The organism is Halobacteriovorax sp. XZX-3 (genome assembly GCF_043196495.1).
In the GTDB taxonomy this organism is placed as follows: domain Bacteria; phylum Bdellovibrionota; class Bacteriovoracia; order Bacteriovoracales; family Bacteriovoracaceae; genus Halobacteriovorax_A.
This window is the reverse complement of the sequence record NZ_JBEBMO010000001.1, coordinates 1838398-1854682: the sequence shown is the minus strand read 5'-3', so window position 1 is coordinate 1854682 and position 16285 is coordinate 1838398. Positions and strand designations below refer to the sequence as shown.

15 protein-coding genes and 1 tRNA gene are annotated in these 16285 nt (G+C 35.1%); 10 read left to right on the top strand and 6 right to left on the bottom strand.

The window, feature by feature from the left end; translation table 11 throughout:
- Positions 1-91 precede the first annotated feature (91 nt).
- Positions 92-3241, top strand: coding sequence for a fused isobutyryl-CoA mutase/GTPase IcmF (gene icmF / locus ABMA70_RS08910; protein WP_392994093.1), 3150 nt, complete (start codon positions 92-94; stop codon positions 3239-3241).
- Positions 3241-3795: a cob(I)yrinic acid a,c-diamide adenosyltransferase gene (locus ABMA70_RS08905; protein WP_103218668.1), complete on the top strand. Its 555-nt coding sequence runs from the start codon at positions 3241-3243 to the stop codon at positions 3793-3795. The genes icmF and ABMA70_RS08905 overlap by 1 nt, the downstream gene beginning before the upstream one ends.
- A 6-nt stretch (positions 3796-3801) precedes the next feature.
- On the opposite strand, the gene ABMA70_RS08900 is transcribed toward ABMA70_RS08905, so the two are convergent.
- The gene (locus ABMA70_RS08900) at positions 3802-4356 is read right to left on the bottom strand and encodes an FHA domain-containing protein (protein ID WP_392994097.1); all 555 of its coding nucleotides are present in this window, start codon (positions 4354-4356) and stop codon (positions 3802-3804) included.
- Between the two features lie 87 nt (positions 4357-4443).
- On the opposite strand from ABMA70_RS08900, the gene ABMA70_RS08895 reads away from it, so the two are divergent.
- Together ABMA70_RS08895 and ABMA70_RS08890 are read left to right on the top strand one after the other, a co-directional pair.
- Positions 4444-4779: a HesB/IscA family protein gene (locus ABMA70_RS08895; RefSeq protein WP_392994099.1), complete on the top strand. Its 336-nt coding sequence runs from the start codon at positions 4444-4446 to the stop codon at positions 4777-4779.
- A gap of 3 nt (positions 4780-4782) precedes the next feature.
- Positions 4783-6291: a CDC27 family protein gene (locus ABMA70_RS08890; protein ID WP_392994102.1), complete on the top strand. Its 1509-nt coding sequence runs from the start codon at positions 4783-4785 to the stop codon at positions 6289-6291.
- On the opposite strand, the gene ABMA70_RS08885 is transcribed toward ABMA70_RS08890, so the two are convergent.
- Together ABMA70_RS08885 and ABMA70_RS08880 are read right to left on the bottom strand one after the other, a co-directional pair.
- Complete coding sequence (locus tag ABMA70_RS08885) at positions 6292-7596, bottom strand: aKG-HExxH-type peptide beta-hydroxylase (protein ID WP_392994105.1); 1305 nt, start codon at positions 7594-7596, stop codon at positions 6292-6294. It lies immediately after the preceding gene.
- A 120-nt stretch (positions 7597-7716) separates the two neighbouring features.
- Positions 7717-7791, bottom strand: a tRNA-Asn gene (locus ABMA70_RS08880).
- 179 nt (positions 7792-7970) lie between these two features.
- Between ABMA70_RS08880 and ABMA70_RS08875 the strand changes: the two genes are divergently transcribed.
- Complete coding sequence (locus ABMA70_RS08875) at positions 7971-8489, top strand: hypothetical protein (RefSeq protein WP_103218673.1); 519 nt, start codon at positions 7971-7973, stop codon at positions 8487-8489.
- On the opposite strand, the gene ABMA70_RS08870 is transcribed toward ABMA70_RS08875, so the two are convergent.
- The 3 genes from ABMA70_RS08870 to ABMA70_RS08860 are packed head-to-tail and all read right to left on the bottom strand — an operon-like array spanning position 8486 to position 12394.
- A complete protein-coding gene (locus ABMA70_RS08870) occupies positions 8486-9997 on the bottom strand; it encodes an aldehyde dehydrogenase family protein (RefSeq protein WP_103218674.1) in 1512 nt (503 codons plus the stop codon). The two genes, ABMA70_RS08875 and ABMA70_RS08870, sit on opposite strands and share 4 nt — an antisense overlap.
- 8 nt (positions 9998-10005) lie before the next feature.
- The gene (locus ABMA70_RS08865) at positions 10006-11007 is read right to left on the bottom strand and encodes an arginine N-succinyltransferase (protein WP_392994107.1); all 1002 of its coding nucleotides are present in this window, start codon (positions 11005-11007) and stop codon (positions 10006-10008) included.
- A gap of 19 nt (positions 11008-11026) precedes the next feature.
- Positions 11027-12394, bottom strand: a complete 1368-nt coding sequence (locus ABMA70_RS08860) for an aminotransferase class III-fold pyridoxal phosphate-dependent enzyme (RefSeq protein WP_392994109.1) — start codon at positions 12392-12394, stop codon at positions 11027-11029.
- A gap of 72 nt (positions 12395-12466) precedes the next feature.
- On the opposite strand from ABMA70_RS08860, the gene ABMA70_RS08855 reads away from it, so the two are divergent.
- The 5 genes from ABMA70_RS08855 to ABMA70_RS08835 are packed head-to-tail and all read left to right on the top strand — an operon-like array spanning position 12467 to position 16280.
- Positions 12467-13114, top strand: coding sequence for a tetratricopeptide repeat protein (locus tag ABMA70_RS08855; RefSeq protein WP_103218677.1), 648 nt, complete (start codon positions 12467-12469; stop codon positions 13112-13114).
- Positions 13115-13123: 9 nt separating this feature from the next.
- A complete protein-coding gene (locus ABMA70_RS08850) occupies positions 13124-13723 on the top strand; it encodes a cyclic nucleotide-binding domain-containing protein (RefSeq protein WP_103218678.1) in 600 nt (199 codons plus the stop codon).
- Positions 13716-14747 (top strand): AI-2E family transporter, encoded by a 1032-nt coding sequence (locus ABMA70_RS08845; protein ID WP_392994112.1) that lies wholly within the window; start codon positions 13716-13718, stop codon positions 14745-14747. Before ABMA70_RS08850 ends, ABMA70_RS08845 begins: the two co-directional genes overlap by 8 nt.
- A 51-nt stretch (positions 14748-14798) precedes the next feature.
- A complete protein-coding gene (gene bamD, locus ABMA70_RS08840) occupies positions 14799-15536 on the top strand; it encodes an outer membrane protein assembly factor BamD (RefSeq protein ID WP_103218680.1) in 738 nt (245 codons plus the stop codon).
- A gap of 12 nt (positions 15537-15548) precedes the next feature.
- A complete protein-coding gene (locus ABMA70_RS08835) occupies positions 15549-16280 on the top strand; it encodes a lipopolysaccharide assembly protein LapB (RefSeq protein ID WP_103218681.1) in 732 nt (243 codons plus the stop codon).
- Positions 16281-16285 lie beyond the last annotated feature (5 nt).

The following is a 16285-nucleotide window of genomic DNA, read 5'->3' as shown; positions in this document are numbered from 1 at the left end:
AATACATTAGGTATAGTCCTTTAGCAATATTGAATGATAAAAAGCTTGGGTAAATAATTGTTTTTACCTGACGTGATTTCAGAGGTTTAGAGTGAGAAAATTAAGATTTGTCACAGCGGCCAGTTTATTTGATGGCCATGATGTATCAATAAATATTATGAGAAGGCTTCTTCAGTCAAAAGGTGTGGAAGTTATTCACCTTGGACACAACCGTTCTGCACAAGAGGTTGTTGATGCTGTTTTACACGAAGACGCAAATGCTGTTGCCTTGAGTTCTTATCAAGGTGGGCATAATGAATACTTTGCTTATGTACGTGAGCTTTTAGATGAAGCTGGGGCAACTAACGTTCGTATTTTTGGCGGCGGTGGTGGTGTAATCACTCCAAAAGAAATTAAGGCCCTGCACGAAAAAGGTATCACAAGAATCTATTCTCCTGAAGACGGGATGAAATTAGGTCTTGAGGGAATTATTGACGATATGATCGAGAGAGCTACTCACTCAACACTTGATGGCTTCACTCTTGATGCAAAAGCAAAGGATCTACCAAAGACTCAATTAGCAAAAGTAATTACTGCTATTGAAGATGGGGCCGATATTGAAATTCCTTCTTCAAATAAAAATATTCCAGTTCTTGGTATCACGGGGACAGGTGGTGCTGGTAAGTCATCTTTAATTGATGAAACACTTTTAAGATTTCACCGCTTTTATCCAGAAAAGAAAGTTGCACTTATTTCAGTTGACCCAACTAAGAAGAAAACTCAAGGTGCTCTTTTAGGTGACCGTATTAGACTTGGTTCTGCTAATTTTGAAAACTTCTATATTAGATCACTGGCAACTCGTGACTCTGGTACAGAGCTTTCTCCTCAAATTAAAAAGACTGTTAACTTTTTAAAGGAACAAGATTTCGATTTAATTATCGTTGAAACTTCAGGTATTGGTCAGGCTTCTGATGAGATTACAAAGATCTCAGATAAGTGTGTATATGTAATGACTCCTGAGTATGGTGCTGCAACTCAACTTGAAAAAATTGAGATGCTTGAACAGGCTGACTTTGTAGTTCTAAACAAGTTTGAAAAGCCTCGTTCAGAAGATTCAATGAGAGATATTAGAAAGCAATATCGCCGCAATCATCAACTGTTTGCTGGTCATCCAGGTTCTCCGACGGATGAAGAGCTTCCAATTTTTGGAACAATGGCATCTAAGTTTAATGATGTTGGTGTAAATGCTTTATTTCAGGCCATTGCTCAAACATTTGACTTTGACCAAGCACCTCTAGAAGGAATCATCGCAAATCGAGCAAGTAATGATAAGACGAGAATTATTCCTGCAGAGAGATCATTATACCTAAGAGAGATTGCTAAGGCTTCTCGTGACTATAATAACGAAACTGAAATTAGAATGGAAAAACTTCGTGACATCGAAGCACTTGAGATCACAAGTAAAATTGTTCCAAGTAACGAAGTTGATGCAAAGCTTGCTGAGCTTAAAGCAGAGCTTGGTGAAGATGTTGAAAAAGAGATTGAACAATTTCAATCAGTTTTAAAGCAATACCAAGACGGAACTTTCACTTATCACGTACGTGATCGAGAGTTTAAAGTTGCAACTAAATATACTTCACTTTCTGGATTAGAAATTCAAAAAGTAGGAACTCCAAGATTCTCTTCTAAAGTTGATCAGTACCGTTTCATTAGAGATGTAAATATGCCAGGCTTCTTTCCATTCGGCGCAGGGATTTTTCCATTTAAGCGTACTGATGAAGATCCAAAGAGAATGTTTGCAGGAGAAGGTGGCCCAGCGAGAACGAATAAGCGTTTTCACTACCTTTCAAAAGATGACAAAGCGAAACGTCTTTCAACTGCTTTTGACTCTGTAACTCTTTACGGAGAAGATCCAGATCTTCGTCCAGATATCTTTGGTAAAATTGGTGAAGCCGGCGTTTCGATTGCGACAGTTGAAGATATGGAATTACTATTTGATGGCTTTGATCTATCTGATCCATATACATCTGTATCAATGACAATTAATGGTCCTGCACCAGTTATGTTAGCTTTCTACTTAAACACTGCTTTAAGACAAAAGTTAAAAGGTGAGGATTATTACGATAATGAAAAACGCCTAGCAATTCTTCAACAAATTAGAGGTACTGTACAAGCAGATATCCTAAAAGAAGATCAGGCACAGAACACATGTATCTTCTCTCTTGAGTTTGCACTTAAGATGATGGGAGATGTTCAAGAGTATTTCTGTCAGCAGAAAATTAAAAATTACTATACGGTTTCAATTTCGGGATACCATATTGCAGAAGCTGGCGCGAACCCAATTACTCAAGTTGCTTTCACTCTTGCTAACGGTTTCACTTTTGTTGAGTACTACTTAGCTCGTGGATTAAATATTGATGAGTTCTCTCAAAACTTATCTTTCTTCTTCTCTAATGGTCTTGATCCTGAATACTCAGTGATCGGACGTGTTGCTAGAAAGATTTGGGCGATCACAATGCGCGATAAATATGGTGCAAATGACAAGTCTCAAAAATTTAAATATCACATTCAAACTTCAGGGCGTTCTTTACACGCTCAAGAAATTGATTTCAATGATATTAGAACGACTCTACAAGCTTACCTTGCACTTTCTGATAATTGTAACTCTCTACATACAAATGCTTATGATGAAGCGATTACGACACCAACTGAAGAGTCTGTAAGACGTGCAATGGCAATTCAGATGATTATTAACCGCGAGTTTGGTTTAAATAAATCTGACAACCCTATGCAGGGAGCTTACGTAATTGAAGAGTTAGCCGATCTTGTTGAAGAAGCTATCTTAGCAGAATTTGAGAGAATTTCTGATAAGGGTGGTGTTCTTGGTGCAATGGAAAGTATGTATCAAAGATCAAAAATTCAAGAAGAGTCTCTATACTATGAGACACTAAAAGATACTGGTGAACTTCCAATCATTGGTGTTAATACTTATATTGCAGACAATATTGATGAGCAGTTAAACCAAGAAATTGAACTTTCACGTTGTAGTGACGAAGAAAAGAAAGGTCAGATTTCACGTTTAAATGATTTTAAATCTAGAAATGCTGACAAATCTGATGAAGCACTAAATAAACTAAGAGCAGTTGCTTTATCTGGTGGAAATATTTTTGCTGAACTTATTGAAACAGTTAATTATTGTTCTCTTGGACAAATCACTAATCTTCTTTATGAAATTGGTGGGAAGTACAGAAGGAATATGTAATGAAGAAGTCGAAGATCTACACTCGTACAGGTGATAAAGGTGAGACTAGTCTTGTTGGAGGCCAACGAGTATCTAAAGCAAGTGCTCGTATAAATCTTTATGGAAATCTTGATGAGCTTAATAGCTATGTAGGTCTATCGCTCTGTTACATCGATGTTTCGAGAGTAAAAAATACTTTTAAATCAATTCAAGAAAATCTTTTTGTTCTCGGTTCTAACTTCGCAACGCTTAGAGAGGACCGAGATAATTTTAAATTACCGAAATTAAGTATTGAAGATATCCTTCATTTAGAAGGAGAAATCGATTACTTTGATTCTGTAGTAGATCCTTTAAAATATTTCATACTTCCTGGTGGAAGTGTTGCTGCCTCTAATGTTCATATTTGTCGCACAAAAACACGCCAAGTTGAAAGAGAGGCCGTGGAGCTTGGGGATGTAGATCCAATAGATTTAGAGTATCTAAATCGACTATCGGATTATTTCTTTATCGTTGCTAGATTTTTAAACAAGCATGAAAATATTCAAGATATTCCTTGGGTACCAAAAAAAGATTAAGAAGGTTTACTTAAAGAATTTTAAAATCTTAGTCATGACAGTTTTGTCTTCTGGCTCAGGTTTTTTCTTTTTTGCGACTTTCTTTCTAATCTTTTGAATAGGCTGTTTCTTATTAATTTCGGCCCTTAACTTCTGTTTTTCAAGAGATAATTGGTTTAGGGCCAAAAATCCGGTTTGATCAGATAGCACAGTAGATGTTTGAGTACTATCATGAGAGATCTCATTAGCGTCTACTGGCTTTGTTAGAAATTTATACTCAATATCAGTTAAGTCGTTTAGATCAATACAGATGATGCAATTCCCAATACGTACCGTTTCATAAATATAGAGACGCTGCTCATCTATTAATTTTTTATTGTTAATATAGGTACCGTTTGTCGATCCTAGATCCTTAACAATTATTTCCTTATTTTGATAAGTAATTTCTAGATGTTTTGATGAAATTTTAGAGTCATCGATTGAAATATCAACAGACGACTTAGAGCGTCCAAAGCTTAATTTAGGTTTAATAAGAACCTTTGCTTTATTTTCACCGCTCTTAATAATCAATGAGATAGACATTGTTTCTTGCTCCTATATAAAGTATATCATCAATGTGATATAATTCAGTTATTGGTCATTATTACCTACGTAATATTAGAGGTTTATATGAACGAGTTATTAAATGTGACGCCAAAAGCAGTTGCGCAAATAAAAAATATTTTCAAAAGTGAGGATCGATCGACTCAAGACTTCGGCTTACGCCTTGGAGTTATTGGTGGAGGTTGTTCAGGTCTTTCTTATAATATTGATTTTGATGCTCCTAAAGAGTCAGACAATATTATTGAACTAGATGGTGTAAAGATTCTCGTGGATCCAAAGTCATCGATCTACTTAAGTGGTATTACTTTAGATTTTAAAGACGGCCTTAATGGTAAAGGTTTTGTTTTTGAAAACCCAAATGCAAAGAATACTTGTGGTTGTGGTGAAAGCTTTAGTGTTTAGTTAATGACCGCTCAAGTTTTAAGTAATTTCTTTTTTTATGATAATCAATTTTCTTTTGAAGATCATAAGGTCTATGCATTTATTGGTAACGAGACGAAGGACTATCTTCAGCGTCAGTTAACTGTTGACTTAAATGAAGTTGTAAATAGGGCCTCTCTGGCCTGTCGCTTAGATCGTACAGGTCGAGTTTATTCTTTTTTCTACTTAATTAATAATGCAGATAGATACTACCTTGTTGTTAATAATGATCTTGCTCAGGCCACGATAGAAGAGCTTGAGAAGTTCATCATTATGGAAGACATCGAAATTAAAGAAGTAAACAAAGTCGCAACTATTTCAACACATAAGAAAGACGACTTTGTCCCAATAACTATATTTGATGGACAGGCTTATATTGGTTTAACTGATAAGGCAGTTGAATCAACTATTTCTAAAGAAATATTAGATAAGCTTATTACATTATCAGCTTGGCCAACTTTTAACTTAAATATTACTCAAAAGGATCTCGTGAATGAAACGAGATTGAATGAGTACGCTTTAAGCTATAAGAAAGGTTGTTTTTTAGGACAGGAAACTGCTGCTAAAATAGAATCTCGTCGTGGAGCTGCTCGCTTTCCTGTTTTAGTTGAATCAAGAATCAAACTTGAGGGTGATGAGTTAAGCGCAGAAGGAAAGAAGTTAAAAATTCTTAGTTCATATGAAGAGCAAGGTATGTTCTTTTATAGTGTTAAAGCACCTCGTGATTTCTTAATCAATGATCTTGATATCGATTCTAACATGAAGATCAAAACATATCCGATAGAGAATTTATCTGCGGATGGTTTAAGTGAAGTGTTTTTTAATAAGGCGGTAAGTCTATATCATAAGAAAGAAGTCGAAAAAGCTATCGAATTACTTGATATGGTAATAAGCTTCAATCCTCATTATGCTGATGCTTATGAATCAAAGGGTGTTATTTTAGGTAATAGTGGTGATCATCAGAAGGCCATTGATGTAATGGATCAACTCCTAAAAGTTGATGAAAATTCTGTTATGGCCCACACAAACAAGTCTCTCTATCTGATGAAGTTAGGTAAGATTGAAGAAGCTGAAGAGGAGAAGTCTCTTGCGACAGTTGCTTCATTCAAGCGATTTGGTGATGAGGCTAAATTTAAGAAAGAACAGGAAGAGCGTGAGCGTGCGGAAAAAGAAGACAGAGCTCGACGTTTTGATATGTTTAATAAAGTATTGGCCATTGACGAAAATGATGTCGTTGCCAACTATGGCCTAGCCGATATTCATTTTAGTAATGATAAGTTTGATAAGGCCATGGGGCATATTGAGATTGTCTTAAATGAAAATCCTAAGTACTCAGTTGCGTATCTTCTTAAATCAAAGATTTTATTTAAACAAAAAAAATATGATGATTGTTTAAGTGTTATTGAGAAGGGGATGCCAATAGCAACTTCTCAAGGTGAGTTAATGCCCGCAAATGAGATGCAGGCACTAAAATCAAAAATTTCAAAATTATAATTAATAATATTCATTTCGTGCTGTTAGAAGTTCATTTTTAAGTTCTTCTACAGCACTAGAATTTAAGTTCTTCTGTAGAGCAAATATATGATCCCTATGAGAATCAACCATCGATTTGAATTGTAAATATACTTCATATCCTTCAGGAGAGATGATCTCTTCTCTGTAGGCTTTCTCTAGATCTAGTTCACAGAATTGAAGCATATAGTATTCTTCAATAGCACGTTCTTGAATCTTGCTAAACTCAGCATTAGAGAAATCATGTTCTTCAAGTCGTGAAAGTGATGAGAATAGTTCAAGGGCCCAATAAAACGTCATATAAGCGTGATAAATGCCCCTAATAGGCCTTAGGGCGCGTCTCCATGGACTGTAGTATATTTTTTCTTCAAGCTCTTCTAAAAGCTCCTCTTGATTAAGATAGCTGTTTAAAACGTGGTGACCATTTTCATGAAGTAGATCATCCATTAAGTCCATATCATCACGATCATATGTGTTAATTGACGAGTATCCAGGAAGAGTTTGCATTGAGTAGCTTACTATTCCTTTTTCTCGAATTGGAATAATGTTTTGTGTAAACTCTTTAAATACTTCAAAAAGTTCTGGTGTGTATTTTTGAAGGCGACGATAAGCTTTTTCAATTTTTATCGTCATCTCCTGAGCTGTTTCTTCTAATTCGGAATAGAAAATTAAATTTAAATCATCTATTTTAGAAATAACTGCTGGCTTCTTTTGTGATGAGCTATTCAGCTTTGCCAAAACCTTATCTTCTAAATTATCAAAGATAATTCTTTGACCATTTTGATAAGCTGATAAATTATCATCACCTAGTTCAGGTACATTCAAATAAGTTAATTCGCTGTCAATATTCTCATCAATGTGAATCTTGAAGAAAGCAATAATATTCTCTTCTAAAATTGTTACTAGTTTTTTGGACTCAGCTAACAGGTCTTTTGAATCATTTAATGAATTTAAAAAAACTTTGGCCAAGTTACTGTCATGCCAGAAGTTAAAAATTGCATCTTCAGATTCACTCATTTCGAATTCACCACCAACTTCAAATTCGTTATGATAAGAAATGATCTCAATAAGTGCCTCTATTAGATTGAACCAATAGAAATTAAGGTTGGAGTAGTCATTAAGCTTATCCGAAAAGATGGCCTCTTTATAAAAGCTTTGAAACCTTTGTGAGAGAAGCTCATTTTCATCTTCGTTCGCAGAAGCATCTTCACGATATAGTGCTAAACCTTCTAGGTATGATTCTTTAAAGGCATTGTTGTTTTCAATGAAATGATTAAAAGTGTTCATAAGAAATCCGTAAGTAAAAATTCATTACAGATATAACACTATATCAAGATAAGATAAATTCTTATGATGTTAATTCGTTTAATATGAATATTTGGGGGATTTAAAGCGGATACAAAAGAATGGCTGGGATGGCGAGATTCGAACTCGCGACCAATAGATTAACAGTCTACTGCGCTACCGCTGCGCCACATCCCAGCAATCTTAAGTAGTTAATTTTATAAACTCGTTTTTTCAAATTGTAAATATTTTCTTTTATGGGAAAAATATTTAGTTTTTAGTAAGTGCTTGAATTTATTGAATCTCAATTAAAATTACTAAATTTTTTTTTTCAAAAACCGACAAGCATACTCAGATATTGAGGTAAAATAACGACTATGATGACTCAAAATAACCTTATTCGTAATTTATTAAGAGTGTTAACACCAGAGGAGGTCTCTGATTTAACGACTCTTGGTGATGCGTCTGCAAAAGATGCACTTACGGATTTATTACTAGGTCATAATCGCGGTGATAAAATTTCTTATTCACCACATGGCCTTGCTAAGGTTATTCCCTTTCCTGAGCGCTTTGAAGCTTCTGATACCCCTTCAATTCAAGCTGATGAAGAGATTGTTACTGGTCCTCGTGTTGATCAGTTTATTAATCAATTTGTGACTAAGGTTAAATTTGAAGCAGGAAAAGTGCATCCTGGTGCTAAGCCTGTTGAAACGAGTACTTTTATTCTTGATCAGAAAGAGAAATTTAAGGCCGTATATACGAGATTAAAGAGTCGTGAAGTTTTAGATTTATATGCAAAGAATTCGGTAGTCGATCTTGAGCAAGAAAGAAAGAACCGAAGAGACCTGTCAAAGAATTCTTCGACAGGCGTCCTCGTTAATAAGAAACATTATTAATCAGCTAGGCCTTTAATATTCCCGCTTGCACTTGGAGAATCAATCTCGAGTGTAGCAAGTTGGTATACACAGTGATCAACAGTAGCAACTGCTGCTGGACGATAGTTTCCAGAGTTTTTTACACCACCAAATGGAAGTTTAGAGTGTGCTCCAACTGTTGCGCGATTAAGGTTTACTAAACCAGCATCAATATTATTAACAGCGTGTTTAAAACGTGCATGATCTTTCGTGAATACTGAAGCGGCCAGTCCATACTCTGTTGAGTTTGCAATATTAATCGCTTCATCAAAATCACTATAACCAACAAATGTAACGTTAGGACCAAAGATCTCATTTGCAAGGAAGTGACTCTTTGGAATTAACTTATCAGCATAGTGTATTGACGGAGAAACATAGTAACCTGGAGTTTCTCTCTCTAATTGCTTTCCACGCATTACTTCTTGTAAGCCTTCTCTTTTTGCCATGCCCATAAATAGTAGATACTGATCTAGTGAAGCTTGATCGATTAGAGGGCCCATAAATGGTTCAACCTTGTGGTCAATTGGGTGGTCGACAATAATTCTCTTTGCTAGATCATGAAAGCGAGAGATGAATTCATCTTTGATTGAATCATGAATTGCAACTAGTCCAGTTGAAGTACAACGCTGTCCAGCTGTTAAGTATGATCCTGTAAGTAGCTCTTCAATAGCATAATCAAGGTCAGCTGTTTCATCTATAATAGATGTATTTTTTCCACCGAGCTCAAGTGACACTAACTTAGAAAGATCAGTATGAGTTGTTTCAAGAATCTTTTGACCAACTTCTTTTGAACCAGTAAAGAAGATACCCTTAATTCTTTTATCTTTGATAATTCTTCTGGCTACTTCTCCGTCACCTTGTACAAGGTTTACGACACCCATTGGAAACTTCGCTTCAGCAAGACACTCAAACATTAATTGTGCTGAGTAGCATGTCTTCTCACTTGGCTTAAAAATAATTGAGTTACCAGAGATTAAGTTTGCTGTAATTTGTCCGTTTGCTAAGTGACATGGAAAGTTAAAAGGACCAATGATGAAGCTTGGTCCAACTGGCTTGAAGTAAATATGTGCATTTGTACCAGGTGCAATTCCTTCCATATTTTTAGTTTCGATTCTAGGAAGAGATGCTGATATCGTAACATCTACTTTTGCAATTAAAGCAGCAGCTTCAGTTCTTGCTTCCCAGAGTGGCTTGCCTACTTCAAGTGCAATTGCTGTCGCAATTTGTTCTTGTTTCGTTTTAAGAACTTCCTGATATCTTCTTAGAGCTTCAATCCTTTCTTCAATTGAAGTATTTCTCCAAGTTTGAAATCCTTTGTGAGCAGAATCGATAAGCTCATCAATATGTGCATAATTTACGTTTAAGTTCCAAAGTGTTTTCGTTGTATCACTTGGACATTCACGTGAAATAGTTCTGTCATTTCTCAAATTTGCCGAGTCATCAAACTTAACAAATTCGTTATTATAAAAAGATCCTTTTAGTTGAAACATTTTTTCTCCTAGATCGCCATTATTGTTTTAACTGCACCATCATCTAATCCAAATGAAGATGGTTCTTCTACAGTTAGTATATCATTATTTAAACTACCTTTTAGACAAACAACTTCAAATTCTTCATTGTCCAAAAGGACTAAGTAAAACTTAGGTGAACTTGTTTTACCTTTCTTGATTTGCGCTTGTTGAATTGTTCTTACTGGTTTGATGTCGTCGAGTTGACAACGATAGTGAGGGCCCCCATCGAATGGATCGACTTCATGAGTGTATTTAAATCCTATTGATTCAAGCATTCTTTTAACAGGTTCAGTGTCTGCACCAACTTTACCTACAGCATCTCTTGCTTCAATAGGTAAGAGTGTTTCGTAGATTGTTCCAGAAGGAAATAGGCTTAGAATAAACTCTTTGTTCTTTCTACTAAGAACATCAGCGTCATGATACTCCATGTTTAGAAAGCGTCTTCCAATCGCTTCCCAAAGTGGTGACTTGCCGTCAGCGTCAAACGGTGGCATTAGTTCCGAATGTATTGTTTCTTTAAATCGATCTCTATTAAGACCCATATAAAGAAAGCGACAGAAAGAAAGAACTTTACCTAGTTTAAAAGGATTTCCACGATAAGTTGGATCTAGGATTAAGCCTCCAATTTCAGTCGGCCCATCTGTATCATATCCAAGCTTTAAGGTACCGTGAATAAAGCCAGTATTGATTGATTCTGAAAACTTATTTTCTTGTCCCACTTTTAAGTAGAAGTGTGGCTCTTCTTCATCACCGTGTCTTGCGTGAATCATAGAACATCCAATGACACGTTGTGATTCAAGATCTTCCAGAACAAAAATATAATGATCTTTAGAAAGATTATCGCTTTTTTGTTTGAAAGATCTTAGTGAACTATCAATTTTTGAACTGATAATTTCTTTGTCTGGGGGAAGGTTAATAAATGTGTAGAGACCTGAAAGGTCATACAAGTCTTCTAAGTCATCTGCTCTTACGGGTCTAATCTTAAACATCTAGTCTTCCTATTTATTTCTATTTAATTTGTTCAAGTATGGTTGATTCAATAATTGTAATAATGTCATCAATATGTTCATCAGTCATTGCTAGAGGCAGTAGTAAACGAACTCTAGTTGGCTCTTTTCCTGCCATAAATGCAATTATTCCGTTATCAAATAATTTTTTAACGAAGTTTGATACTGTTTCAGTTGATGAATCACCAACTTCAAATGCGATCATTGTTCCAATACCACCAACATAAGTAATTTTATCTTGGCACGAATTTTTCATTAGGTGAGTAAGCTTAGAAATGAATTTATGTTCAAGCTCTTTAATTCTTCCATTTTCACCGTAGAAATTTCCTTCAGTTAAATATTTAATCAATCGATTTCCAGTTGAAAGCGCTGAAACCGATCCGTTAAACGTTCCAGCAATTAATCCTGGTTTAGGGTTTAGTTCTTCACTGAAAAGTACTCCACATACTTGTAGGGCCTTACCAACAGAAACAATATCAACATATTGATCTAGTCCCATTGTTTGGAAAGCAAATAGCTCGTGAGTACGCCCAAAAGTTTGAACTTCGTCGACCCAAATATAAATACCTTTCTTTTTGGCCCATTTAAAAATCTCTTCATAATATTCTTTAGGACCGAAGATAAATCCACCTTCACCCTGAATAATCTCTAACATAAGTGCACAGTGTTGATTTGGGTATTTTGTTGTTACTTCTTCAAGTGCAGCTAAAGTATTTTTTAATGATTCTTCTGGGTTGTTTTGATCAAAGTGTGGAACATGATCAACATCAAGAGATTTTGGCATACCTTGGCGGTAACTAGCATTATGAGTGATATCTTGCGTTGCTACAGAACGTCCTGCAAATGCTTTAGTAAAAGCAATTACTCTGTAAGCAGGGTCTTTCTTTTGCCAAACTAGTTTAAGAGCAAGATCGTTTGCAAAACTTCCAGAACCAGTAAACCAAAAATGCTTTAACTTACTACCTTCTACGGCTTTAAGTAGATTACTTGTTAACTCAATGGCCTGTGGATATGGTTGTAGGTTTCCACACATTACCGTGTCACCAAGAGCTGCTTCTAGGTGAGCTTTAATATAAATAGGGTGAGAGTGACCAAGAAGATTTGGTCCAATTCCACCAATTAAATCATATTTAACTGAACCATCAATAAGTTCTGAGAAAGGGCCATGTCCACGTCCAGATGAAACGTAATTAAAGTAAATACCTTTCCCTCTTTCTTGATTATATATTTTTAAAGTATCTTCAACTAAGTGCTTTTTACCTTCTTCTGGTCCACGAACTTCCATGAAGTTTTTTTGTTCTTTAAGAATTGAAGAAAATAGTTTATCAAACTGATCATTTATTTCGTTATTTCTTACGCCGTATTCCATATCCAACCTCTTTTTATGTGGTAGAATTATCACTCACTTGCAAACGCTACAAGCCAATTAGATAATAAGTTTATGTCAGATACTAGCACAGGAAATCCACTAAAAGAATTAGAAGACCTTTATAAAAATAAAGATTATGAGGGCTATAAGAATTTGTTGATTAAGAACAAAGATTTATTTGTCGACGCACAATATTTCTATAATTTGGGCACTGCATATCTCAAGTTAGAAGATATTGGCGCGGCCCGTTTAAATTTGGAAAAATCATATCAACTAGGTCAACAAGACAAACTAGTCACTAATAATATCAATTATATTAAATCGCAATATGACCTTGTGAGTCAGGATAGTAACTTCATTGCTAAAGCAATGGATATTCCTGGCACTTATTTTGTAAGTTTATCGTTGGTTCTTTTGATTGTTACTTTGATAATGAATCTTAAGACAAAGCTGCATAAGGCCATTATTTTTATCTGCTTTCTTATCGCATTAACTCCAATAATTTTTAACAATGTGTATTTGAAAGGTAGTTATAAAAATGCCATTGTAATGAAGAACACTGATGTCTATGAAGGGCCATCTTCAATATTTGAACATAATCAAATTGCAAAGGAAGGACTTAGAGTCATCACTTCAAAGAAAAATGACAGTTGGTTTTTTATCTATTGGCCGAGCGAAGCTAAGGGCTGGGTGAAAGCTGAAAATATTGAATTCTATTAAAGGCCGCATATGACTGAAAAGTATTCAAAAGAAGATCGCATCGATATTAATCTCATTAAGTTTTTGTGGTCAATCAATCCTCTCATCAAAAGTAACAAGGTAACGATACCTTACTTATTAAGAGATACTGTTATCCTAAGAAGTTTAGGGGAGTTTGAATTATTCCAGTTGGCTAAATATTTTCACAGAAGAACATATGAAAAAGGTGAAGTTATCTTTAAGGAAGGTGACTTCGGTATAGGTTTTTATATTATTGTTTCAGGGCGAGTTGAGCTATCAACTGAGAGAAACGGAAAGAAATTTCATGTAACGAATCTTGATCGTAAAGATTACATGGGTGAGATTGGCCTACTTGAAGATGGCCATAAGAGATCTGTTACGGCCACTGCGGTAGAACCATTAGAGCTACTAGGAATTTTTAAACCTGATGTTCAATTAATGATTTCTGAGAGACCTGCATTGTCTTCAAAATTTTTACAAGCAATGAGTGAGCTTGTTGTTAAGAAGCTTCATATCCTGGCCCGTGAGATTAGAAAACTTAAAGTTGAAAATTCTCATCTTAAAGATGAAGTTGTTAATTTAAAAGAAGAGATCGCGAAGAATGACTAGTAATGATCGCCTAAGGGCCATTATTTTTGGATTATTTGTCATCTTTTCGATGATACTTTTCTTTGTATTTCCGCGAGTCGCGACGCCGCTTTTAGTTTGTTATGTACTTACCTTAATTCTAAATCCACTTCTGTTGTTTTTTGAAAGATTTGGAATTAATCGAACTGCATCGTCAGCGCTTGTTGTTATTTTACTTCTTTTTTTAACAATCTATCCAATTGTAAAAGTAACACCTTTAATGGTTAGCGAAGTTAATAATCTAGAAGTATATATTCCAAAAGTAGAAAGCTTTCTTAAGTCACTCTATTCGCAACTACAGGCATTTGTAGCGGAGCGAACAGGCTACCACTTAAGTAGTGGATATCTTCTTCAATCAATGAATTTTATAAAAGATGAATTCAGTGCTTTTGTTCTACTTGTTCCAAAGTATCTAGGCTCGGCTTTAGAGTTGATTTTCATCGTTCCTTTATTTTTATTTTTCACATTGAAGGATATGAGAAATTTTAGAGAGCGTATAACAAGGCTCTTGCCAAACAAGTACTTTGAAAAACTTTATCACCTATCGTTTCAATTTAATCGCCAAATTGGTGATTATATTTTAGCAAAAGTAATTGAGGCCAGTATTCTTGGAATAATAATTTTTACGGGCTTATTTTTTCTCGATATTAGATTTTCTCTTTTATTCGGCTTACTGGCTGCGGTAACAAATATTATTCCTTATTTAGGGCCAGTATTTGGTGCTATTCCTGCATTTATTTTCATCGCAGCTGAATATGGAATGGGAACTCACTTTGGTGGAGCCCTTATCCTTTATTTAGTCGCTAACGTTATTGATATTGCGATTGTATTTCCACTTCTAGTATCGAAGATTGTAGACCTACACCCAGTACTTGTTGTTGTTAGTGTTATCCTTGGTTCACAGTTATTAGGGATCACAGGAATGATCATTTCAATACCTCTTGCGGCAGCAGTAAAATTACTTATAAATCAGATGCTTAAGGACGTATACGAAGAGCGTTATTAGCTTTGACGGGCCTTGCTAGAAAGTGCTAGAATTGCCTCTATAGGGGGCAATGTGCACAAACTCATTTCAATCATATTTATTCTACTGATGACATCATGCGCAGTTAATCGTCCGCAAGGAAGTACTGAAGCAGAGGTTCTCTACAAAGAAGCAGAGAGATTAGTAAAATCTGAACGTTATATCATGGCGCTAGAAAAACTTAATAAAATCAAATCTCAATACCCATATAGTTACTATGCAACTTCTGCAGAACTAATGCAGGCAGATATTCTTTATAAACAAGAAAATTATGAAGAAGCTGCAGCCGCTTACTTATTGTTTAAGGATTTCCATCCTAAGCACCCTAAAATGGATTATGTGACTTTCAAAATTGCCGAAGCATATTATAAGCAAAAGCCATCAACTTTTGATCGTGACCTAACTCCAGCGAAACAAGCAATTAAGTACTTCAATGAATTAAGAAGCCTATATCCACAATCCGAATATCTAAAAGATGCCAGAGAAAAGATTGATGAATGTTATAAAATGATTAAGGACAAAGAGTTATATATTGCTAATTTTTATTACAAAACTAAAGACTGGCAATCGGCTTCTTTCCGATATGAACAATTACTAGCACAGTTTAACGATGATGAAGTGAAAAGACTTGCGAGTGATCGCCTTGTCACTATTGGTCTAAAAGGTATTAGACCAGACCTATGTGAATTAGTTTTTAAAAATTATCGCTACTTATACAAAGACAAAGATCTTTCTAATTTAAAGAAAGATGTTAAAAAGTGTTTAGAATAGGGGACTTTCACCATGATGAAATCTTTTGAACAAGAAAAATTATCAAAGAAGGCAAAAGTCGCTTTTGAAAATCGTGAATATAATAAAGCGATTTCAATCTATAACGAGCTTTTAGAAATTGATGCTAAAGATGCTGATGCACTTTTTAATATCGCTAATATTTTTCACTTAACAGGTGAGATATCAAAAGCAATTAAAGCTTTTAAAAAGGTTTTAGAAGTAAGACCGGATCATACAGATGCGGCAGTAAGTTTATCAGTTCTCTACAATGATATTGGTCAATATGAAGAGGCGAGTAAGATTTTTCAGATTGCTTCTCAGAAAGTTAAAGTAAACTCGAAGAGTGCTGAACTTAACGATAATCATATCGATAGGAAATTTGCTATTAAGCACTATGAACTTGCTGATCTATATTTAACTTATAATCGCTACGATGAAGCATTATTTGAATATGGAAAGGTTCTTAAGCTCGATCCTTCAAATCTAGAAGCTAGAGTAAAGATGGCCAAGGTTTATGCGAAGAAAGGCTTCGTTAATAAATCTTTTGAAGAGCTATCAAATCTAAAGAATGAAAGACCTGACTATCTTCCAGGTAGAATTGCTCTAGGTGTTCTACACTATGGTAAAGGGGATATCCTAAGTGCGACAAGTGAATGGGAAAAAGTAATTTCTGTTGATCCTCTTAATAGTGAAGCGCAAATGTATTTAAACTTTGCAAAGAACGCAACTGAAACAACTCTTTAAAATTA

What these genes read in the sequence shown, in the direction of transcription:
- ABMA70_RS08865 (WP_392994107.1), bottom strand. Translation starts at nt 11,007, where the DNA reads ATGTTTAAGATTAGACCCGTAAGAGCAGATGACTTAGAAGACTTGTAT.
- ABMA70_RS08845 (WP_392994112.1), top strand. Translation starts at nt 13,716, where the DNA reads ATGACTAGTAATGATCGCCTAAGGGCCATTATTTTTGGATTATTTGTC.
- ABMA70_RS08870 (WP_103218674.1), bottom strand. Translation starts at nt 9,997, where the DNA reads ATGTTTCAACTAAAAGGATCTTTTTATAATAACGAATTTGTTAAGTTT.
- ABMA70_RS08860 (WP_392994109.1), bottom strand. Translation starts at nt 12,394, where the DNA reads ATGGAATACGGCGTAAGAAATAACGAAATAAATGATCAGTTTGATAAA.
- ABMA70_RS08905 (WP_103218668.1), top strand. Translation starts at nt 3,241, where the DNA reads ATGAAGAAGTCGAAGATCTACACTCGTACAGGTGATAAAGGTGAGACT.
- ABMA70_RS08890 (WP_392994102.1), top strand. Translation starts at nt 4,783, where the DNA reads ATGACCGCTCAAGTTTTAAGTAATTTCTTTTTTTATGATAATCAATTT.
- ABMA70_RS08900 (WP_392994097.1), bottom strand. Translation starts at nt 4,356, where the DNA reads ATGTCTATCTCATTGATTATTAAGAGCGGTGAAAATAAAGCAAAGGTT.
- ABMA70_RS08835 (WP_103218681.1), top strand. Translation starts at nt 15,549, where the DNA reads ATGATGAAATCTTTTGAACAAGAAAAATTATCAAAGAAGGCAAAAGTC.
- ABMA70_RS08850 (WP_103218678.1), top strand. Translation starts at nt 13,124, where the DNA reads ATGACTGAAAAGTATTCAAAAGAAGATCGCATCGATATTAATCTCATT.
- ABMA70_RS08855 (WP_103218677.1), top strand. Translation starts at nt 12,467, where the DNA reads ATGTCAGATACTAGCACAGGAAATCCACTAAAAGAATTAGAAGACCTT.
- ABMA70_RS08875 (WP_103218673.1), top strand. Translation starts at nt 7,971, where the DNA reads ATGATGACTCAAAATAACCTTATTCGTAATTTATTAAGAGTGTTAACA.
- ABMA70_RS08895 (WP_392994099.1), top strand. Translation starts at nt 4,444, where the DNA reads ATGAACGAGTTATTAAATGTGACGCCAAAAGCAGTTGCGCAAATAAAA.
- ABMA70_RS08885 (WP_392994105.1), bottom strand. Translation starts at nt 7,596, where the DNA reads ATGAACACTTTTAATCATTTCATTGAAAACAACAATGCCTTTAAAGAA.